This window comes from Paenibacillus baimaensis, assembly GCF_025567575.1.
Map to the genome: position 1 here is coordinate 126,047 of NZ_JAOQIO010000034.1, position 18,307 is coordinate 144,353.

Annotated in this window: 19 protein-coding genes and 1 pseudogene; 17 read left to right on the forward strand and 3 right to left on the reverse strand. The window is 45.2% G+C overall.

Going from position 1 to position 18,307, the window contains the following annotated elements:
- Positions 1-36 precede the first annotated feature (36 nt).
- The 3 genes from OB236_RS11585 to OB236_RS11595 are packed head-to-tail and all read left to right on the forward strand — an operon-like array spanning position 37 to position 3,115.
- Positions 37-867, forward strand: coding sequence for a carbohydrate ABC transporter permease (locus tag OB236_RS11585; protein ID WP_262684145.1), 831 nt, complete (start codon positions 37-39; stop codon positions 865-867).
- Between the two features lie 51 nt (positions 868-918).
- Complete coding sequence (locus tag OB236_RS11590; protein WP_262684146.1) at positions 919-2,262, forward strand: ABC transporter substrate-binding protein; 1,344 nt, start codon at positions 919-921, stop codon at positions 2,260-2,262.
- 19 nt (positions 2,263-2,281) lie between these two features.
- Positions 2,282-3,115 (forward strand): glycerophosphodiester phosphodiesterase, encoded by an 834-nt coding sequence (locus OB236_RS11595; protein ID WP_262684147.1) that lies wholly within the window; start codon positions 2,282-2,284, stop codon positions 3,113-3,115.
- 178 nt (positions 3,116-3,293) lie between these two features.
- Here the strand turns inward: OB236_RS11595 and OB236_RS11600 are convergent, their stop codons facing one another.
- Positions 3,294-4,052 (reverse strand): DeoR/GlpR family DNA-binding transcription regulator, encoded by a 759-nt coding sequence (locus tag OB236_RS11600; RefSeq protein WP_262684148.1) that lies wholly within the window; start codon positions 4,050-4,052, stop codon positions 3,294-3,296.
- Between the two features lie 369 nt (positions 4,053-4,421).
- On the opposite strand from OB236_RS11600, the gene OB236_RS11605 reads away from it, so the two are divergent.
- The 9 genes and pseudogenes from OB236_RS11605 (at position 4,422) to OB236_RS11640 (ending at position 11,686) form a co-directional block, all read left to right on the forward strand.
- Positions 4,422-5,489, forward strand: a complete 1,068-nt coding sequence (locus OB236_RS11605) for an MDR/zinc-dependent alcohol dehydrogenase-like family protein (RefSeq protein ID WP_262684246.1) — start codon at positions 4,422-4,424, stop codon at positions 5,487-5,489.
- A gap of 227 nt (positions 5,490-5,716) precedes the next feature.
- Positions 5,717-6,214 (forward strand): ribose 5-phosphate isomerase B, encoded by a 498-nt coding sequence (rpiB, locus tag OB236_RS11610; protein ID WP_262684149.1) that lies wholly within the window; start codon positions 5,717-5,719, stop codon positions 6,212-6,214.
- Between the two features lie 33 nt (positions 6,215-6,247).
- Positions 6,248-7,249 carry a dihydroxyacetone kinase subunit DhaK gene (locus OB236_RS11615; RefSeq protein WP_262684150.1) on the forward strand — a complete coding sequence of 334 codons (1,002 nt, stop codon included), beginning with the start codon at positions 6,248-6,250 and terminating at the stop codon, positions 7,247-7,249.
- Between the two features lie 58 nt (positions 7,250-7,307).
- On the forward strand, positions 7,308-7,946 hold the full coding sequence (gene dhaL / locus OB236_RS11620) for a dihydroxyacetone kinase subunit DhaL (protein ID WP_262684151.1): 639 nt from the start codon (positions 7,308-7,310) through the stop codon (positions 7,944-7,946).
- Positions 7,947-7,960: 14 nt separating this feature from the next.
- Positions 7,961-8,911 (forward strand): class II fructose-bisphosphatase, encoded by a 951-nt coding sequence (gene glpX / locus OB236_RS11625; protein ID WP_262684152.1) that lies wholly within the window; start codon positions 7,961-7,963, stop codon positions 8,909-8,911.
- Positions 8,912-8,977: 66 nt separating this feature from the next.
- Complete coding sequence (locus tag OB236_RS11630) at positions 8,978-9,799, forward strand: HAD family hydrolase (protein ID WP_262684153.1); 822 nt, start codon at positions 8,978-8,980, stop codon at positions 9,797-9,799.
- Positions 9,796-10,503, forward strand: a complete 708-nt coding sequence (locus OB236_RS11635) for a glycerophosphodiester phosphodiesterase (RefSeq protein ID WP_262684154.1) — start codon at positions 9,796-9,798, stop codon at positions 10,501-10,503. Before OB236_RS11630 ends, OB236_RS11635 begins: the two co-directional genes overlap by 4 nt.
- Positions 10,504-10,548: 45 nt before the next feature.
- Positions 10,549-10,734: pseudogene (locus OB236_RS40320) on the forward strand (IS66 family transposase); the annotation flags it as partial.
- A gap of 160 nt (positions 10,735-10,894) precedes the next feature.
- Complete coding sequence (locus tag OB236_RS11640) at positions 10,895-11,686, forward strand: hypothetical protein (protein WP_262684155.1); 792 nt, start codon at positions 10,895-10,897, stop codon at positions 11,684-11,686.
- 396 nt (positions 11,687-12,082) lie between these two features.
- Here the strand turns inward: OB236_RS11640 and OB236_RS11645 are convergent, their stop codons facing one another.
- Together OB236_RS11645 and OB236_RS11650 are read right to left on the reverse strand one after the other, a co-directional pair.
- Positions 12,083-12,649: an MmyB family transcriptional regulator gene (locus tag OB236_RS11645; protein ID WP_262684156.1), complete on the reverse strand. Its 567-nt coding sequence runs from the start codon at positions 12,647-12,649 to the stop codon at positions 12,083-12,085.
- A gap of 50 nt (positions 12,650-12,699) precedes the next feature.
- Complete coding sequence (locus tag OB236_RS11650; protein WP_262684157.1) at positions 12,700-12,942, reverse strand: helix-turn-helix domain-containing protein; 243 nt, start codon at positions 12,940-12,942, stop codon at positions 12,700-12,702.
- Between the two features lie 134 nt (positions 12,943-13,076).
- On the opposite strand from OB236_RS11650, the gene OB236_RS11655 reads away from it, so the two are divergent.
- The 5 genes from OB236_RS11655 to OB236_RS11675 all read left to right on the forward strand — a co-directional run bounded on the left by OB236_RS11655 (position 13,077) and on the right by OB236_RS11675 (position 18,099).
- Positions 13,077-13,871, forward strand: coding sequence for an SDR family NAD(P)-dependent oxidoreductase (locus OB236_RS11655; protein WP_262684158.1), 795 nt, complete (start codon positions 13,077-13,079; stop codon positions 13,869-13,871).
- A gap of 946 nt (positions 13,872-14,817) precedes the next feature.
- Positions 14,818-15,126: a hypothetical protein gene (locus OB236_RS11660; protein WP_262684159.1), complete on the forward strand. Its 309-nt coding sequence runs from the start codon at positions 14,818-14,820 to the stop codon at positions 15,124-15,126.
- Positions 15,127-16,000: 874 nt separating this feature from the next.
- On the forward strand, positions 16,001-16,984 hold the full coding sequence (locus OB236_RS11665) for an SLAC1 anion channel family protein (RefSeq protein ID WP_262684160.1): 984 nt from the start codon (positions 16,001-16,003) through the stop codon (positions 16,982-16,984).
- Positions 16,985-17,232: 248 nt separating this feature from the next.
- Positions 17,233-17,430, forward strand: coding sequence for a hypothetical protein (locus OB236_RS11670; protein ID WP_262684161.1), 198 nt, complete (start codon positions 17,233-17,235; stop codon positions 17,428-17,430).
- A 309-nt stretch (positions 17,431-17,739) separates the two neighbouring features.
- On the forward strand, positions 17,740-18,099 hold the full coding sequence (locus OB236_RS11675) for an MmcQ/YjbR family DNA-binding protein (RefSeq protein WP_076234424.1): 360 nt from the start codon (positions 17,740-17,742) through the stop codon (positions 18,097-18,099).
- Positions 18,100-18,307 lie beyond the last annotated feature (208 nt).

Genomic DNA, 18,307 nt, shown 5'->3' on the forward strand with positions numbered 1-18,307 from the left:
GCCGCTTACATAACCAAGAAAAAGGGGAATTCGTACTTGAAGACATATGAATTCAAATATTGGACGATATTGGAAATTATATTGAAAGCGGCCGTGTTACTGGTGTTTATAGTCCCATTTCTATGGATGATTTCAACGTCGCTGCAAACGTTTGAGGAGACCATGAAGTTCCCGCCTACGATTATTCCGGCGATGCCTCAATGGGTCAATTTTGTAGACGCTATGAAAGCAGGGCCATTTCTGACGTATGGAATCAATTCTGTCATCATTACGGTCTCCATTATAGTGATTCAATTAGCCGTAATGATCCCGGCAGCCTACTCATTTGCCAAATATAAATTTGCAGGGAAAAATATACTATTCGGTATGGTTTTACTGGCTTTCATGGTTCCCGGACAGGTTACTTTTATTCCTATCTATTTAATGATGGCGGATTGGGGAATCGGCAAGACGCTGCTGCCACAAATTATTCCTTTTATGTCCAGCGCCTTCGGAATCTTCCTGATGCGTCAATATTTTATGCAAATACCGCAAGAAATTATCGAAGCAGCGAAGCTGGATAATGCAAGTGAGTTTAAGATTGTATGGAACATTATGATTCCGATGTCAAAGTCGGCATTGGCAACCATCGCGCTGTTCAGCTTTGTCAGTCATTGGAACGATTATTTCTGGCCGTTGATTATGACAGATTCGGCTTCAATCCGCCCTCTGACTATAGGTATTGCCATGCTCCGAATGACCGAAGGGATCAGTAACTGGAATATTATCATGGCCGGAAACGTTGTTTTGGTTGTTCCTATTCTTATTGTGTATTTGTTTTGCTATAAGCAAATTGTTAAAGCTTTTGTTTACTCTGGTATTAAATAACGCTTGGTTTCTATTAAATCAAATATGAGACGAAATTGGAGGAATTTCAAAATGAGGAATAAGTTAAGTATCATGGTGACAGTACCGGTAGTACTGAGCCTATTAGCAGGCTGCTCCGGAGGTACACCGCAAGCGAATGAAACCAAGCCGGCTTCCACGCCTGCAAGTACTCAAAAACCAGCTGAAGCCGCAAAGGCACCAGAGCCTGCCAAGACTGGAAAGGCGACCGTTCAGTTCTGGCACTCCTTAGGCGGGAAAAATTTGGAGTACATGGATGGCTTAATCAAACGCTTCAATGAGAGTCATAAAGATATTGAGGTTGTGGGTACTTACCAAGGCAGTTATGATGAAACCGTAACCAAGCTTCAGCAAGCCATTGCTGCTAAGAAAGGACCGGATATTACGATGCTGGAGCGTGCATATGTAGAGTTTTTTGCAGATGCAGATGTGCTCGAAGATCTTACTCCGCATCTCAAGAGCTCCAATTTGAGCGAAGATATTTTTGTGCCTGGATTTATGGGACATTCGACCTTTAATAAAAAGCTGGTTTCACTTCCATTAAATCGTTCGACTCCGATCATGCATGTTAATAAAACATTGCTGGATGAGAAAGGACTCGCCATTCCGACTACTTGGGATGAATTGCAGAAAGTATCCGAAGCATTGGTCGTTAAAGAAAATGGACAATACAAACGGTATGGTATGACAATGCCATATGATACTTGGTATCCTATAGCGATGATTTCTCAAGCCGGAGGAAAGTTCTTCAGTGACGATAAGAAAACGGTTGGTTTTGCAGATAACGGAGTTGGACTGAGAGTGTTCAAATTCTTGAAGGATCTTCAAAGCTCAGGTGCGTTATACTATCCTCCTGCCAAAGATTCCGGTGAAATTACAAATCAAATGTTCATTGACGGTAAGGTGGGGGTTTTCTATCAATCAACAGGCAACATCGGCAGCTTTAGCGGCATCGTTAAATTTAACTATGTAACCGCATTTTTGCCTAAGGACAAAGCATTCGCTAATCCGACCGGCGGAGCAAATGTAGCTATGCTGTCATCTGCTGCCGATAAAAAAGCGGCTTGGGAGTTTATGCGCTGGATGGAGACGGATCCGCAAGGAGGCTTGCAATTTATTATGCAATCCGGGTACTTGCCGTTTACAAAAGCTATGGTTGAATCTAAAGAAATTAAAGATTTGTGGGCGAAGGAGCCTAATCGTAAAACTGCTTATGACCAGCTTCAATATGCGGTTGATACGAACAAGAGTGTTGCTTGGCCTGAAGTAAATAAGGAATTCTTGTCAGCAACTGAAGCGATTATGTATGACAGTAAGGATATACAAACAACATTGTCGACCTTTAAGAAAGAAACCGATAGAATTCTGTCGAAATAAACGTGGGGAGCGTACTTTCATGATGGTTACAGATCGTAAAGGAGCATATCAAACGGTTCATTGGCAAGCCCATCAAAGTACGAATGCCGAGATGCCTGAGAACACATTGGCGGCCATGCGATATGCTTGGGAGCTTGGCGGCATTCCGGAACTCGATATTAGGCAAACTGCTGATGGTGTTATTATCGGTATGCACGATACAACGCCGAAGCGAACAACAAACGCACCTGAATCGGATCAGGATCGACTGATTTCGGAATGCACATTTGCTGAGGTTCAAGAATGGGATGCAGGGATCAAATTCAGTGAACTGTATAGGGGAGAGAAGGTCCCCGCACTTGCTCAAATATTGTCCGTGTTAGCTCAGTACCCTGAGCGTGAGCTCTACCTGGATTACAAAGAGATCGACTTGGAAAAAATGGCATTGCTCATTAAGGAATATGGAGTTGGGCGACAAATTATTTTTTGCCACTCCAATCATGAGAATTGCAAGACGGTTAAACGGTTAGTGCCCGAGGTACGTACGATGCAATGGATTCCCGATAAAGAGGTTGACGACAGATTTCAAGAGACGCTTGAAACCGGATTCGACTCCCTTGACATTGTTCAAATTCATTTGGTAGATGCCAAGGCGAATGAAGGATGGAGATACAGGCTGCAGCGTGAGTTTTTGCAGGAGGCACTTAAGCATTTGGACGAAGACGGATTAGAACTGGAAGTATTGCCATTTCACTTCGACCAGGATTCCATGTTCGAGCTTCTGGATATGGGGATCCGACGGTTTGCCGTCGACGAACCGAAAGTGTTTGTTGAAACGATTCACCGTTATTTCAATGATAAGCAGAATGGCTAGTCATTCTTACAAATGGATTGGGTATATACAAGGGGCAAGATAGCTGCCCCTGTTTTTTATTTCGGTAAAACAAACAGATCGTCCACACGTGGTGGACAGAACGCTCCAGAAAGCGGAAAGGAAGATAGTAGTATATTGGAAAGCAGGAGGGGCCTGAATAAGGGGGTTATCGTTTAGATTAATCTGCAATGACGATCTCAATACCTTCGAGGGAATTCAGGAAGTCCTTGTCGGCGCTTTGATCTGTAATTAGGGTACTTATTTGATTAACCTCTGCAAAGGTTGCGATGGATCTGCGGTTCAGCTTGGAATGATCCAGCAAGGCAACCACCTTGTTTACATTGTTCACCATCAGTTTTTTTAGCTCGGCTTCATAGATGCTGAAATCGGCTAGACCGGCAGTGGTGGTGAAGCCATGCGCAGAGGTGAAGAACACGTCGGCATGAATTTGCGAGAGCAGCCCTTTGCCAAGCAAGCCTTCCAATGAGCTCGAGCCTGGTCTTAGCACGCCTCCGATTACGATGACGTTGATATGAGGATTGCGAGTTAATTCTTGCGCTGTGGCCAACCCGTTAGTCACAACGGTTAAATAATCGTAGTTAATCAAAAGCTTGGCAAGCTCAAGGGAGGTTGAACTGGCGTCGAGAATGATGCATTGGCCATTTTGAACAAATGGAAGAGCAGCTTTACCGATCATCTTCTTCTCCGCTTGATTAGCTAAGCTGCGTGAGTGAAAGGTATTCTCGGAGGTTGTTGGTTTCGGTAAAACGGCACCACCATGTGTTCTTTCCAGTAAACCGTCCTCTTCCAGAATTTTGAGATCATTGCGAAGCGTTCCTTCGGAAACGTTTAATTCTATGGAAATATCTTTAACTAACAATTGTTTATTTTCGTTTAATATTTGCATAATCTGATTACGTCGTTCGGGTGCCAACATGTTCGCATCTCCTAGAGTACATTTTTTAATATTATAACAAAATAAAAATAATCATTCAATAATTGATGTGAAATACACATGAAAATAAAATTAAAAATTAGTAAAGCAATCACAAACACATAGATATGAAGTATAAGCGTTAATCCCATCTTGTAGCCGTGAAATTTTTTTTCGCTATTTTCACTATTATATCACAAAGTTAAATTGATGAATTTTGTTTAAGTGAAAACAAATGAAAACAAACGACAACATATATCGAATTAAACGTTGACAAAGTTTGGCTTAAATGCGAAAATAAATATGTAAAATGGGATTTTGTCATATTTATCTAATATATAATACCAGGGAGGTTATTTAGTGAGTATCAGTATGATTCCTGAAAAAATGAAAGCCATTGTAGCCTATGCCCCGGGCGATTATCGGCTGGAAACAGTTGATGTACCGACAGCAGGTTTTGGCGAGATGGTCATTAAAGTTGAAGCTTGTGGTATTTGTGCAGGTGATATAAAAGCGTTCCAAGGAGCGCCAAGCTTCTGGGGGGATGACAAACAAGCTCCTTACATTAAAGCCCCCATGATTCCCGGACATGAATTTATCGGCTTTGTGGTCCAGATCGGCGAAGGTGTTGAAGGGTATTCGATTGGTGATCGGGTCATATCCGAACAGATTGTGCCTTGCTGGAATTGCCGATTCTGCAAGCGTGGACAGTATTGGATGTGCGAAAAGCACGATCTGTACGGTTTTCAGAATAATGTAAACGGTGCCATGGCGGAATATATGAAGTTCACGAAGGAAGCGATCAATTTCAAAGTTCCTCTTGATCTCCCGATTGAGAAAGCTATTTTGATTGAGCCTTATGCTTGCTCTCTCCATGCCGTCCAGCGTGCACGAATCGAGCTTGGTGATGTAGTCGTTATTTCGGGAGCAGGAACATTAGGTTTAGGAATGGTAGGCGCCGCGAAAAGATCCGGAGCCGGAAAGCTAATCGTGCTGGATTTGTTCGAAGACAGATTGCAATTAGCCAGAGAATTTGGTGCGGACCTGGTATTGAACCCGAAAGAGGTTGATGTGGTTGCTGAGATTAAAAAGCTGACGGAAGGCTACGGTTGCGATATTTATATCGAGGCTACCGGACATCCCAAATCCGTTGAGCAGGGACTTTCCATGATCCGTAAACTGGGCAGGTTCGTTGAATTCAGTGTATTCAAGGATCCCGTCACGGTAGATTGGAGCATCATAAGCGATAGGAAGGAATTGGATGTGCTTGGCTCCCATCTTGGACCTTACTGTTACCCGCTTGTTATAGAGGGCATTGCTAATGGAGATTTCCCAACGGAGGGCGTAGTCACTCATATGCTTCCATTGGAGCAATATTTGGAAGGCTTTGATTTGGTGAAAAAAGGTATTAATTCATTGAAGGTCGTTCTTATCCCTTAACTTGTCTTATAGTGCGAGTTCAAAAAGTTCACTCTTCAGCACCGAGAAGGTTGCAAGAACCTGAAGAAGGAGGAGCGGAGCTTAGGCAAAACCTAAGTGAGCACCGGACTTCGAAGGTGAATGCAAGATTCGATGTCGAATACGCTTCCTGTGTTACCTCGTGATCAAGTGGGGACTTTTTGAACAACCTCTTATACACGTATTTCTATAATAAAGGAGCCTTACACATGAGAATAGCCATTGGAGCCGATGAGGCGGGTTTCACCTTGAAGGAAATTATTAAAAGCTATCTCGCAGAACGAGGTGTTGAGCATGTTGATTTTGGTCCGGCAGACAGTACCCAGTCCATCGATTATCCTGATGTTGGCTTTGCTGTTGCAGAAGAAGTTGTTCGAGGCCACTATGACCGTGCCATCCTGATCTGTGGTACTGGTATAGGAATGACGATTACGGCGGATAAGGTTCCGGGAATCCGTGCAGCACTTTGCCATGACACTTATTCGGCAGAACGTGCTATGAAGAGTAACAATGCCCAGGTGCTGACGATGGGAGCGAGAGTGATCGGTTCGGAATTGGCTAAACATATTGTCCGTGCATGGCTGGAATCGGAATTTGACGGGGGCAACTCGGAGCGCAAGGTTCAGAAGATTATGGAAGGCGAGCAAAGGCTCGCAGGTACGGGTGTATATACAAAAGAAATCAGTTCATGTTCTACACATGAATAAAGCAAAGGGATAGAAGGAAGGAGTGGTTAGGTCTTGAAAAAACTGATTAATGTGCCCAATGCGGTAGTCGATGAAATGATTGAAGGGTATGTGGCGGCGTATCCGAAATATGTGAAGGTGCTGCCTGAGAATAAACGATCCGTAGTAAGTGTGGAAACGGCAAGAGCAGGTAAGGTGGGTGTAGTGATAGGAGGAGGCAGTGGTCACGAGCCAGCCTTCATGGGTTTGATAGGACGCGGATTTGCTGACGGCGTACCGGTAGGTAACGTGTTCGCTTCACCGCCGCCGGACCCGATCCTGGAAGTGACCCGAGCGGTTAACGGGGGTGCTGGTGTTGTATATATGTACGGCAATTATGCAGGAGATTGCATGAACTTCGATATGGCAGCCGAGCTTGCGGAGATGGAGGATATCCCGGTCCAGACGGTGCTGGTAACCGATGATGCAGCTTCAGCACCGCTATCGCAAGCAGATCGCCGTCGTGGGATTGCCGGAGGCTTTCTTGTTTTTAAAACGGCGGGAGCGGCAGCCGATCAAGGCTATACGCTGGATGAAGTAGTCCGCGCTGCCCGTAAAGCCAATGCTAATCTCCGGACGATGGGTGTGGCCCTGAGCCCATGCGCCGTGCCTCAGACGGGTAAGCCAAGCTTTGTGCTGGGCGAGGATGAGATGGAAATTGGCTTGGGCATTCACGGAGAGCCGGGCATTGAGCGTGGAACACTCAAGACAGCGGACGAAGTGACGGATGCACTGCTGGAGCGAATCCTCGAGGATATGCCGATCACTGCAGGGGAACGGGTAGTGGTTATGGTCAACGGGCTCGGATCGACGCCGCATATGGAGTTGTTCGTTGTGTATCGCCGCGTGGCGAAGCGACTGGAAGACTTGGGTGTGAGCATTCACCGTGCCTTTGTGGGGGAATATGTGACCTCGCTGGAAATGGGAGGCTGCTCCGTGTCGGTTATGAAGCTGGACGATGAGTTGATCCGGCTGATCGATCATCCGGCAGATACACCGATGTATGTGCAGCAGTAAGGGCTCATCTAATGTTAACGATGTCTTGCTAAAGCAAAGCATTGAGGAGGGAAAGTTAATGAAAGTGAACATGGAGCAATGGAAAAGTCTCTTCGGTCATATTGCCTTGCGAATCGAAGAGGAGAAAGAAGGGTTGTCCGAGCTGGACAGGGCAGTGGGCGATGGTGATCATGGGGTTACGATGTCGCTAGGCTGGGAAGCTATCGTTGAAGCAACGGCTGCATTCGAAGGGGGGGATTGCGGAGCCTTGTGCAAAAAAATCGGAATGACCTTCCTGAATGCGGTCGGATCGTCGGTAGGACCGCTGTATGCCACGGCCTTTCTGCGTGGAGCAGCGGTGCTTCAAGGAAAAGAGGAGCTGGAGGAGGAGGATATCGTTCAGTTTTGGTTGGCTGCGGTGAAGGGGATTCAGGAACGTGGCAAAGCCCAGATCGGCGATAAAACCATGATGGACGCCTGGCTTCCTGCGATGGACGCTCTCCAACAAGCCCGAGCCGAGGGTCAAGGACTACTGGAGAGCTTGGAAGCGGCCGTGAAGGCTGCTGAGGAAGGCAAACGCTCAACCGCTTTATTAATATCCCGAATAGGACGATCCAGCCGGTTGGGAGAGCGTTCTTCCGGTCATATCGACCCAGGAGCGGCTTCTGCTCATATCATTCTCTCGGCATTTACCGAGGCACTGACCATTCGTAAATGAAAGCTGGGATAGCTATGAACCAATTGATGCTAGACATACTGCATGTAACCCAAGAGGCGGCTCTCGCAGCCAGTCCTTGGGTTGGGCGCGGCCGAAAGATGGAGGCGGATGATGCGGCTACAACTGCGATGCGCAGGGTGCTTCAGCTCATTCCGATGGTCGGCACGGTTGTCATTGGCGAGGGGGAGCTGGATGAAGCACCGATGCTGTATATCGGGGAAAAACTGGGCACTGGTTCGGGGCCGCAGCTGGATATAGCTGTGGATCCTCTTGAAGGAACCAACCTGGTAGCTGGCGGCATGGATAACTCTACTGCTGTGATCGCCTTAGCTCCAAGAGGTGCTTTGCTTCATGCACCCGATATGTATATGGAAAAACTGGCTGTTGGCCGAACGGCTGCCAGGTTCATCGATTTGGAAGCTCCACTTGTGGACAATGTCATCCATACGGCCCGCGCCTTAGGAAAACGCATGGAGAATATGACCGTAATGATCCAATACCGTGAACGGCATCAGCAGGCGATAGAAGCAGTACGCGCTACAGGAGCGAGAGTTCGGCTTTTTGACGACGGTGACGTAACCTGCGCAATTGCTGCGGCTATCGAAAGCAGCGGAATCGATTTGTTCTATGGAATCGGGGGAGCCCCGGAAGGCGTTATTTCCGCGGTTGCTATTCAATGCCTTGGCGGTGAAATGCAAGCGAGGCTGCTCCCGGCTACAACTTTTGAGCATGAGCGTTGTGTCGGCATGGGACTTAGCGATCCGAATCGAGTGCTGACACTAAGAGATATGGTTGCCACCGAAGAATGTATATTTGCCGCTACTGGAATTACACCGGGATTGTTATTGAATGGGATAACTACAGAGTCAGGATTAGGAGCGGTTACCCACTCTTTATTAACCGGTGGTCAACCGAATGCAGTTCATTTTATCCGTACGGTCCATTCGTCAAGAGAAGTAGGGTGAAAGAACGGAGGTATGGCTGGCAATGATAAATATAGGTTCAGGCTTAAAAGGAAGGATAGTTAATCTATGAGTGGAATTCGCATGATAGTCAGTGATTTGGATGGAACGCTGCTGTCCGAGGACAACAGAGTAACTGACACGGTTAAAGACGCCATCGATCGATTTCGATTAGCCGGTGGGCTGTTTACAATTGCTACTGGCCGTTTCGGTCCAAGTACCGAAAGTATAATCAAACAGCTGAATATTGATATTCCTTTTATTTTATGCAACGGAGGCGTGCTGGCGAATCAGGATCGTGTATTAGAGATGGAGATGATTACCCTGGAAGAGACTTCATCTTTTTTATTGGAATGTGACAGGCTCGGGGTGACCGTCATGCTGTTTCGAGAGGATGGACTTCATGCGATCCGGCATTCGCCACAATTGGAATTATTTGAACAAAAAGAGGGAATTCGCAGCTCTTTAATACATGCGCTTGCTGACGATTGGCTTACCACCCCTGTCCAGAAGGTCGTTATGGTCGGAGATGTGAAGCAGATAAGGGAAATCTGGCAAAAGCAACAAAGCAGCTTTCGCAAGCAATACGCTATTACACAGTCTGAGGATGACTTATTTGAAATTCTACCGCCCTTTCAAAGCAAGGGTACGACTCTGAAAAAACTGATGACCTTGATGAATTTAGAGTCGCGGGAGGTCATGAGCATCGGCAACCAAATGAATGATCTGGATATGCTAGAAAACTCCGGAATTGGCGTAGCCGTAGCCAACAGTCACCCCGAGCTTAAAAAGAAGGCTTCCTATGTGTGCAGCAAAAGCTATGGTGAAGGCGTAGTGGAAGCAATGGAACGATTTGTATTCAATTCAACGATTGTACGGAGGGATGCATGATGAAAGTAAAAGGTATCGCACACAGAGGCTGCCCTAGCCGTTATCCTGAAAATACGCTGATTTCATTTAAGGAGGCAGTGAAGCTCTCTTATTCATATCTGGAACTGGATGTTCAGCTTAGCAAGGATGGCGTACCCGTGATTATCCACGATACATCAGTGGACCGCATGACAAACGGGCAAGGGCGGGTAAAGGATTTGACCTTGGTTGAGCTCAAGGAACTGCGGATAGGGGGAACCGAGCAAATTCCTACTCTGGAAGAGGCCTTGACTTTGCTGAGGGATCAACTAATCATTGACATTGAACTCAAGCAGATGGGGAATCTGTATCCTGGATTAGAAGAAAAGGCATTGACTATGGTACAAGAGATGGGGATGCTGGATCAGGTGTTTTTTTCCTCCTTCGATCATTATTCTATGGTAAAGCTAAGACAGTTGGAGCCTAAAGCTGAAATTGGGTTGATCAATCATAGTGCCAGCCCGGCCTTATTCCCATTCCTAAAAGAGCTGAATGCCCGATATTTGTCGATTAATTTGGACTATGTCACCCCGGAGCTGATTCAACGTTGTGAACAGGAAAATATAATCTTTATCCCTTACCCGGTGGACCAGGAGGAGGATATGCAGGATATGCTCCGCTATCCATCAGTACTCATTTGCACGAATGAGCTGGAAAGATGGGCTTCTATATCGTCAGTTGGATAATAGCAGTTATATGCTCGGTTCGGGGAATAACACAATTCTATAGCTCGTGGCGCAAAGGCCAGCGCTGCTATTTACAGCGTGATCGAGACGAAAAATGGTCTGCATTCTTTTCGGTACCTCGTGTACGTATTTGAACAGTTGTCCCAGCTTACCACTCCCCAGCCTCCTAAGGCACTGGAACCCTTGATGCCGTGGTCGCCGTTGCTGCCGGACTCTTGCCGCCTTACGTAATCTTCATTCATCATATACGTGCTCCCATCTAAATAATAGGTGGGGGCTATTTGACATTCTCCTTAAGCATAGTTCTCTGAACCTATATTTGGTATAATCAGAAAAGACAGATTTCGAGCAAATTCTTCAGCCGATGAAGCAAATTTGGGGTTGCTTATTCATGTGGACTTTTATTAGTTTTATGAGCTTTATGGCATTTCTAGCTTGCTTAATAGGGGGTATCGTCTCAACTTTCCAAAAGAATGGTTTACATACAAAATACTTTATTCTTACGGGATCCTTGTTAGTATTGTTCATCCTATTAGTAATCGCATCTCCCAAAACCAGTACAGACTCTAACATTATTGCTTCTGTCGCCCCAGTTCCTGCTCCAGGCAAAGCTGAATTGGATGCCGCCACCAAGAGTGCTAGTGCCGAGAAATCCCAAGCTAAGCTGAAATCAGAAACTGAAGCCAAGAAAAAAGTGGAGCAAAAGAACAATAACCTACCAGTATCACTGGGGATGTATCCTGAACAATTTCAAGACGTCTTTAATGATATCGCTGGTAAGTTTCAGCCCGTCTTTAATATTGACTCCATAAATGTTGAAGAAGGCAACGCTTTGAATGCATTCTCTTACATGCTTAAAGATGAACTGGGTATTATAGGCTTGGTAAACAAGCATGACGGCAACCTGCAAAGCCTGGCAATAGCAGGGAAGGAAGACGGAAGCATAGATACAACTAAAGCGTTGACAACAGCCATTCACGTACTCATCAAAGCTACGAATGTAACCATGTCTTCTAAAGAAATAAGTGCTTTAATGGATGAACTGGGCATATTTGATGGTAATGCTAAGAAATTGAATAAATCAATAATCCTGAATGGAGTAAGATATTCTACAGGTTATACTGAGAAATTCGGCGTGTCTCTTATGATTAGTAATGCTAATGATGCTAATTATGCAAGATGAAGCTTTTAAAGACCAAGATCCTCCCGGCGGCATTTGTCCATATTCGGACAATTAAGGTTATTCAATGTAACGGAAATGAGTAGCGTGTAACTGATACCTGACTGAAAATGTGGAATGACCGTAACGCATAGGTTTTCTCTGCATAAAAAGAGCTGGCCGGATCGATCTGACCAGCTCTTTGCCTTTTCTTACTTCAAGCCGTTGATCCGTTCCTGATCGTGCCAAGAGCTGTGTCAATTGTAAGAAAAGGCCGCCATGAGTTCTAAAATAGAAGTAAGCGTCAAGAAGTCCCACCTGCGCATGTCATGAGGACTTTTTGACGTTTACTTTTTAGTTGAAATAAAGAGATCCCTTGCTTTTTCGCGAGGGATCTCTTTATTTATATAAATTATGGGGCTAAGGAGCGGCAGGCGAATTAATTTCATTCGATGACAAATATTTTTCTAATTTTAACCTTGTTTCTGCACGAGCTGTGTATATCATCACCCTCATATCAGGATCATTGGGGATTTGGAGGGTAATATGATCAAACTCCAGGTGGCCCATGGCAGGATGCTCCACTTCTTTATATCCTTCAAGAGAACCAGGGGCTTGATGCAGCAGCCATAGCTGGTTAAACTCAGGGCTTACCCGTTTAAGATCTTCAATTAATCCGTTAAATGACGAATCTTCAACGTAACGGGCTGATGCAGTGTGGAATTCCACAATGATTCCTCGGGCGGTTTGTTCCCAATTATTGAAGCGTTTCTTCCATCCCGGGTTAGTAAAAAGTCGCCAGATTAAGTTGAAATCATGAGGCGGTGACGCTTCGGAAATAGAGAAAATCTCATCTGCAGCATCATTCCAGGCCACAAAATCCCAGCGTCTGCCCAAAACATATGCAGGATTCGGATTAAGGTCATCCAGTATCCTTTGGTAGGCTAATCCGATACCTTCTACTTGAGGAGACAAGTTGGGTGGCAATGATTCGCCCGCAAGAAAAAAAAGATGACGGCGTTCATTGGGACTAAGCCTTAGAGCCTTAGAGCCGTAGCAAGACTTTCCAGTACTTGTACTGATGGGCGGACATCACGTCCCTGCTCCAGCCATATGTACCAGGATGTGCCGATATTCGCCAGTTGTGCGACCTCCTCCCGACGTAATCCGGCTGTTCGGCGGCGAGTACCAACCGGTAATCCTACATCATCCGGAGAAAGGCTGGACCTTCGTTTACGCAAAAAATCACCTAGAGCTGAGCGGCGCTCGCTATCGTTCATTTCAACCCCTCCTTAATCCTAGTACTAGTAAACCTATGATCAAGCAGCATCTCGTCACAAGTGTATTATGAAATTATACTCAAGAATAGAAATTGCTTCAATCAATACCAATACCAGATTAAAGGAGATAGGTCATGCAAACAACAACTCGTCAAAAAAACAATAATTGTGAGGGAATGCTTAGCAATAAGGTAGCTCTGGTTACAGGCGCCAGCCGAGGCATCGGAGCAGCCGCAGCCAAACTCTTCGCCGAAGAAGGCGCGTTGGTTACGCTCATCGCAAGAACAGAAGCAGCACTGCGCTCTGTAGTAGAGGAAATTACCGCGCATGGAGGGAGAGCCGATTACATTGTCGCCGATCTGGCCAATTCCGCCAGCATCGAACGGGCGGTTCAAATGACAGTAGAACGTCACGGCCGTCTCGATATAGCGTTCAATAACGTCGGTATTTTGATCCCCGTATCGCCCCTAGCAGAGGTCAAAGAAGAAGATTTCGACCTTCTTAACGCTGTAAATTACAAAGGTATCTGGGTAGCAATGAAAGCTGAAATCAAAGCTATGCTCAGTACCGCTGGCGCCGGTGCCATTCTCAATAACAGCAGCGTGGGCAGCTTTATAGGAAATCCGGGGTTGTCTGCATACGCAGCCTCCAAACGGGCTGTTAATAGTCTGACCGAAACGGCCGCCATTGAATACGGGCCTGCTGGCATTCGGGTGAACGCAATCGCACCTGGCACCACCATGACGGAGATGATCGAGCAATGGGTTGCTCAAGATCCGGCAATTATCGAAAAAAACAACTCATTGACGCCTCTTAGACGTGCTGCCGATCCTAATGAGATTGCGCAAGCGGCTGCCTGGCTTCTGAGCGATCATGCCTCTTATATAACCGGCGTTGTGCTTCCGGTGGACGGCGGCAGAAGAGCCTGATCCCGGCAAAGCGGGTGCCCCAAAAGGTCTTTTGACCTGGGGCACCCTTTTGTATGCTATGAGATACACGTGAACGAACCCTTCCTTCAAACGCTGCTACCCCAATTACAAATCTGGCAAAAGATGCAGCTTCCACTTCTCCTCAGAGCTGCAGGATAACCATGAGATTGTACAAATGATGAATCATTTGTACGTTATCAGAATAAATGACGAACACGGGATACTTCATGTTTCCATGCGGGTTTAGGCGGGACAGTAGATGTATGACCATGATAATAATGTTGAAAACACGCAGATCAAGATGCGAAGAATCTTTGCGTTAAAACGTTGCGTTACCAAGCTTTAAAGATGTTTGTAGGAGTTACAAGGAAATCAAAAAAACCGCAATTTCAAAGGGTGTTAGTGAATCCGAAAAGTTTAATAACACATCTTTACGAAAATAGAACGAGTGGATAGCTAATCTAAAAAGGCCGGAGTAATTGCCCCCGGCCTTTTTGTTATGCCTTGCCTTAATAACCGACCGAAAGGTGTTTGCCTAACTTCTCGACAAAGAAAAGAGCCTAACAGAATAAGCTTGAAAAGAGGCTATCCCAAAAGTCACGGGGACAGCCCTGTTTTAAATAGTCAAACAAAAAGAAATCAACATCACCTTGTCCTCTTTGTCATTCGGAGAATAGTAACAGCTGTTCTTGTCCTGCTAACATTAACAGAACCTAAACAGCAGGAGCAAAATTAAGCTGATGTTAATCCATTCGTTTAGGCTCCGTTTCGATGAGGCTGGTAGGATAGGAAATGAGCATCCTATTGGAACCGCGACGAATCTGTTGACTTATCGTATAAGGTGTTCCGTGATATCGCCTGGGGCTTGCCCAGCAAGAGATCCCAAGAGCGAGATGAGCTAAGTGTTATTTTTTATGGGTAATTACCAGAAGGAGCTTATACGCAGATGAAAAAAATTAGCGCTTTATTTATTTTCCTATTCTTGCTCACTTCTATATTCTCCTCCGTTCATGCAGCAGAGAAAGCCTTGTTCATGTGGCTAAATATCATTTCACTAGAAGGAGCTTATATGCAGATGAAAAAAATTAGCGCTTTATTTCTTTCCCTATTCTTGCTTACTTCTGTATTCTCTTCCGTTCATGCAGCAGAGGAAACCTTGTCCATATGGCTAAATGGTGAGCAAATCCAGTTCAGCAAGTTCGAACCCATAATAGATAATGAGCATAGACGATTGCTCAAGACTGCTATAAGATAACTAGCAAGTCGCTCCTAAACCTATTTGGTCAATCCGAGGAGAGCGTGGAAATCGCGACCTTCCTTGCTTCAGACCGGGCGGTATACATCACAAGCTCCAACTACGTGGTCGACGACGGCGCGTCCGCCTGGTAGCGCGTTGGGAGCTCGGGCAATTAAAATTTAAATAAAATAACGATTAAACTGCACCTGAACATTGCCCATAAAGCAATGTTTTTTTATTTTGAATCATTCGCACGCGGGAATGGGATAAAGTTTTGCTCTATTATGACATCAAGTTCTTGTCAAAGGGGATCTTCTGGAATAATGAGCCTTTCTTGGTACCCCAAATGTCGGTTAGGGCTTGAAAGGATAGGTTTGTCTTGCATTTTGCCGGTTGTGTGAGGGGGCCATTCGATAGTTTTTATCTATAGTAATAATAGAAACAACGATATTGATTACTTTTCGGTACAAGGTTAAGGTAAGGAAACCCTTTGAAGAGGGTGGAAGCATGGACATTTGGTATCTATCGTTTATGGAGCTATCCATACGTATAGTTTTACCCGCTACTAGCCACAATATGCAGGAGATTAATTGGTTTTGAGCGGGAATGGAGCCATCAAGCTGACAAAGGATAATAAGGGCATTCCGCTTATACTCTTCAATTTCCGCTTCGTATGGGATTCATGTCCCACGGGTCTTTTGTATAATCAGAAATCTTCGTTCTTCAATTGTGAGTATACCCAATGAATCATGTTTCTATTTATATAGAGGGTGATCGGCTAACTGGTTCATAGAAGGTATATTATCACCAGTTGAGAGGACTTGCTTGCCAATAAGCATTTTAATTTGCTAGTTAATTGGATAATACAATACAAAGAAAGTGGTGACTTTTTATGCAAACATTAGCTGCCGGACAGAAACAAAGAAGCATGGGATCCGTGCAATTCCTGCCAGTTAATTTATTCGGGGCAGTTATGGGTATCTCTGGTTTGTCTTTGGCTTGGCGACAAGCGAGCAAGCTATTTGGCACTTCCCCCGTCATCGCTGATATTATTGGAATTGTTGCGGTTCTTATGTTTATCGCGTTAAGCATAGGTTATATTTCTAAATGGGTTTTGTACCCTCAGAAAGTGGTAGGCGAATTCACGCATCCTATCTCAGGAAACTTTTTTGGTACGATCACGATTGCGATTCTATTGCTTTCTTCCGTGTTAGGTACCTACAGCCAATTATTAGGCCAAGCTTTTTGGATTTTCGGTACAGCGACCACTTTAGTGCTTAGTTTTGTCTTCGTTTCACGATTGTTAAAGGGGAATCAAGAACCAGGAAATGCGGTTCCTCCATGGCTTATTCCTGGGGTGGCAACGATCGACGTGTCCGTCGCGGGCGGAACGATGCCGTTTCCTTGGGCGCATGAAATTAATCTGTTGTCCTTAGCGATCGGCGGAATTGTTGCTTTAGTTTTCTTTACTTTGATCGTATCCAGATTGATCCATCAGGCTCCACTGCCAGTTGGATTAACGCCTTCCATGATCATCATGATTGCACCGTTTGAGGTTGGCTTTCTTGGCTATACGAATATCATGCAACGAATTGATCAGTTCGCATCTATCTTGTTTTACTTTGGCTTGTTTTTATTCATCGTCCTGTTTTTTAAAGTCTTCAAAAAGTCTGTACCGTTCGGTGCTTCTTGGTGGGCTGTAAGCTTTCCGATGGCTGCGCTTAGCAATGCCGCTTTGAAGTATGCGATGTTCGTGCAGTCCTGGCTGTTAATCGCTATCGCCGCGGTTATTCTGGCATTGGTTAGTTTTGTTCTAATCGTTCTGTTTATTCGAACGCTTAACATTTTGTTCAATGGCAAATTGCTTAATGGATGAGATAAGTTCATGTTTCCAATAAAGGCGTAGGTAATCGTATACAGATTAGTTCGTCATGAGTCCCTTTTCGAAATCTCGGAAAGGGACATTTATATTTGGTTTTACTAAGAATTACTTCGGATCGGCTACAGTAAGTTGGACAGATAAATTGAGGGCTAGTAGAATAAGCCATTAGACAAGGAGCGAAACTACTATGCCCAAAGAAAGACGTAAATTCACAGACGAATTCAAGAGCCAGATGGTATAATTTGAGCGCATCAGCCTTAGATCGGTGGACTAAACAAAGTCAAAACTCAGGAACGTTCACGGAGAAGGCCAATCGTACTCCTGAGGAAAAAGAGCTCATCACCCTTCGTAAAGAAAATCAACGGCTGACGCTCTTGGAGGACCCGGATTATGCGGAATGTCTATTGATGAATCGAGAGCAAGTCAGTAACCGTGGATAAATGATCAAGACAAAGGTAATGGAATTGATCTGAATAACAGAAGGGGGTATCCCAAACTACCATGGCCTGACGGCGACCACTATGAATGAAAATGTCTATGCTTGTGAATCTATTTAATCCGTAATGGAACTGTCGCAATAACATAGAGAAACATGAAATGGTTTCTGCAAGATGTTCTTCAGAGTGTCACCGAAAGAATAAGGGTTTGCTCGGCATCGTGATTTTGGTAATATTCCATTAGGCAGGAAAACGGACAGTCCTTCTTCCTGCCAAGATGGCCAAATGAACGGGACGAGGTGGACCGAACTTATGAATCATGAACAATTAATTGAGCTAGGGCTCAGCTACTACGGCACCAGCCTAAGGTATCCGTTCGACCCGCATATGCCGGTCCTGTATGTCCGCAATAAAATGTTCGCTTTGCTCGGCAATCAGCAGGGCGTGGAGAGCATCAATCTGAAAACATCACCAGACGAAGCTTGGCTGCAGCGCGAGAGCTATCCCGGGGTTGTCATTCCCGGGTACCACATGAACAAGACTCACTGGAATACCGTTATTCTTAACGGTACGGTGCCTGAAGACGTCATTGTAACGATGCTTTGGGAATCCTACCAGCTCGTCGTCGCCAAGCTCCCGAAATCGGAGCGGCAAGGACTTATCGGATTGTAGGCGAGAGGTACGATCCGAAGTCCGACCCGAAAGAACAAGATGACGCGCGCTGGTAAAGCGTCTGCATCTTGTTCTTGTTAACCGAGCCAAAATCTCCTTAGCGTTTATTTCTGTTAAATCGTTAGCTGAATGGGAAGAAACTTGTTTTATACTAAAATATGGAAAATAATAAAAGGAGAACAGGCAAAAGGAGAAGTTCTGTCCGAGA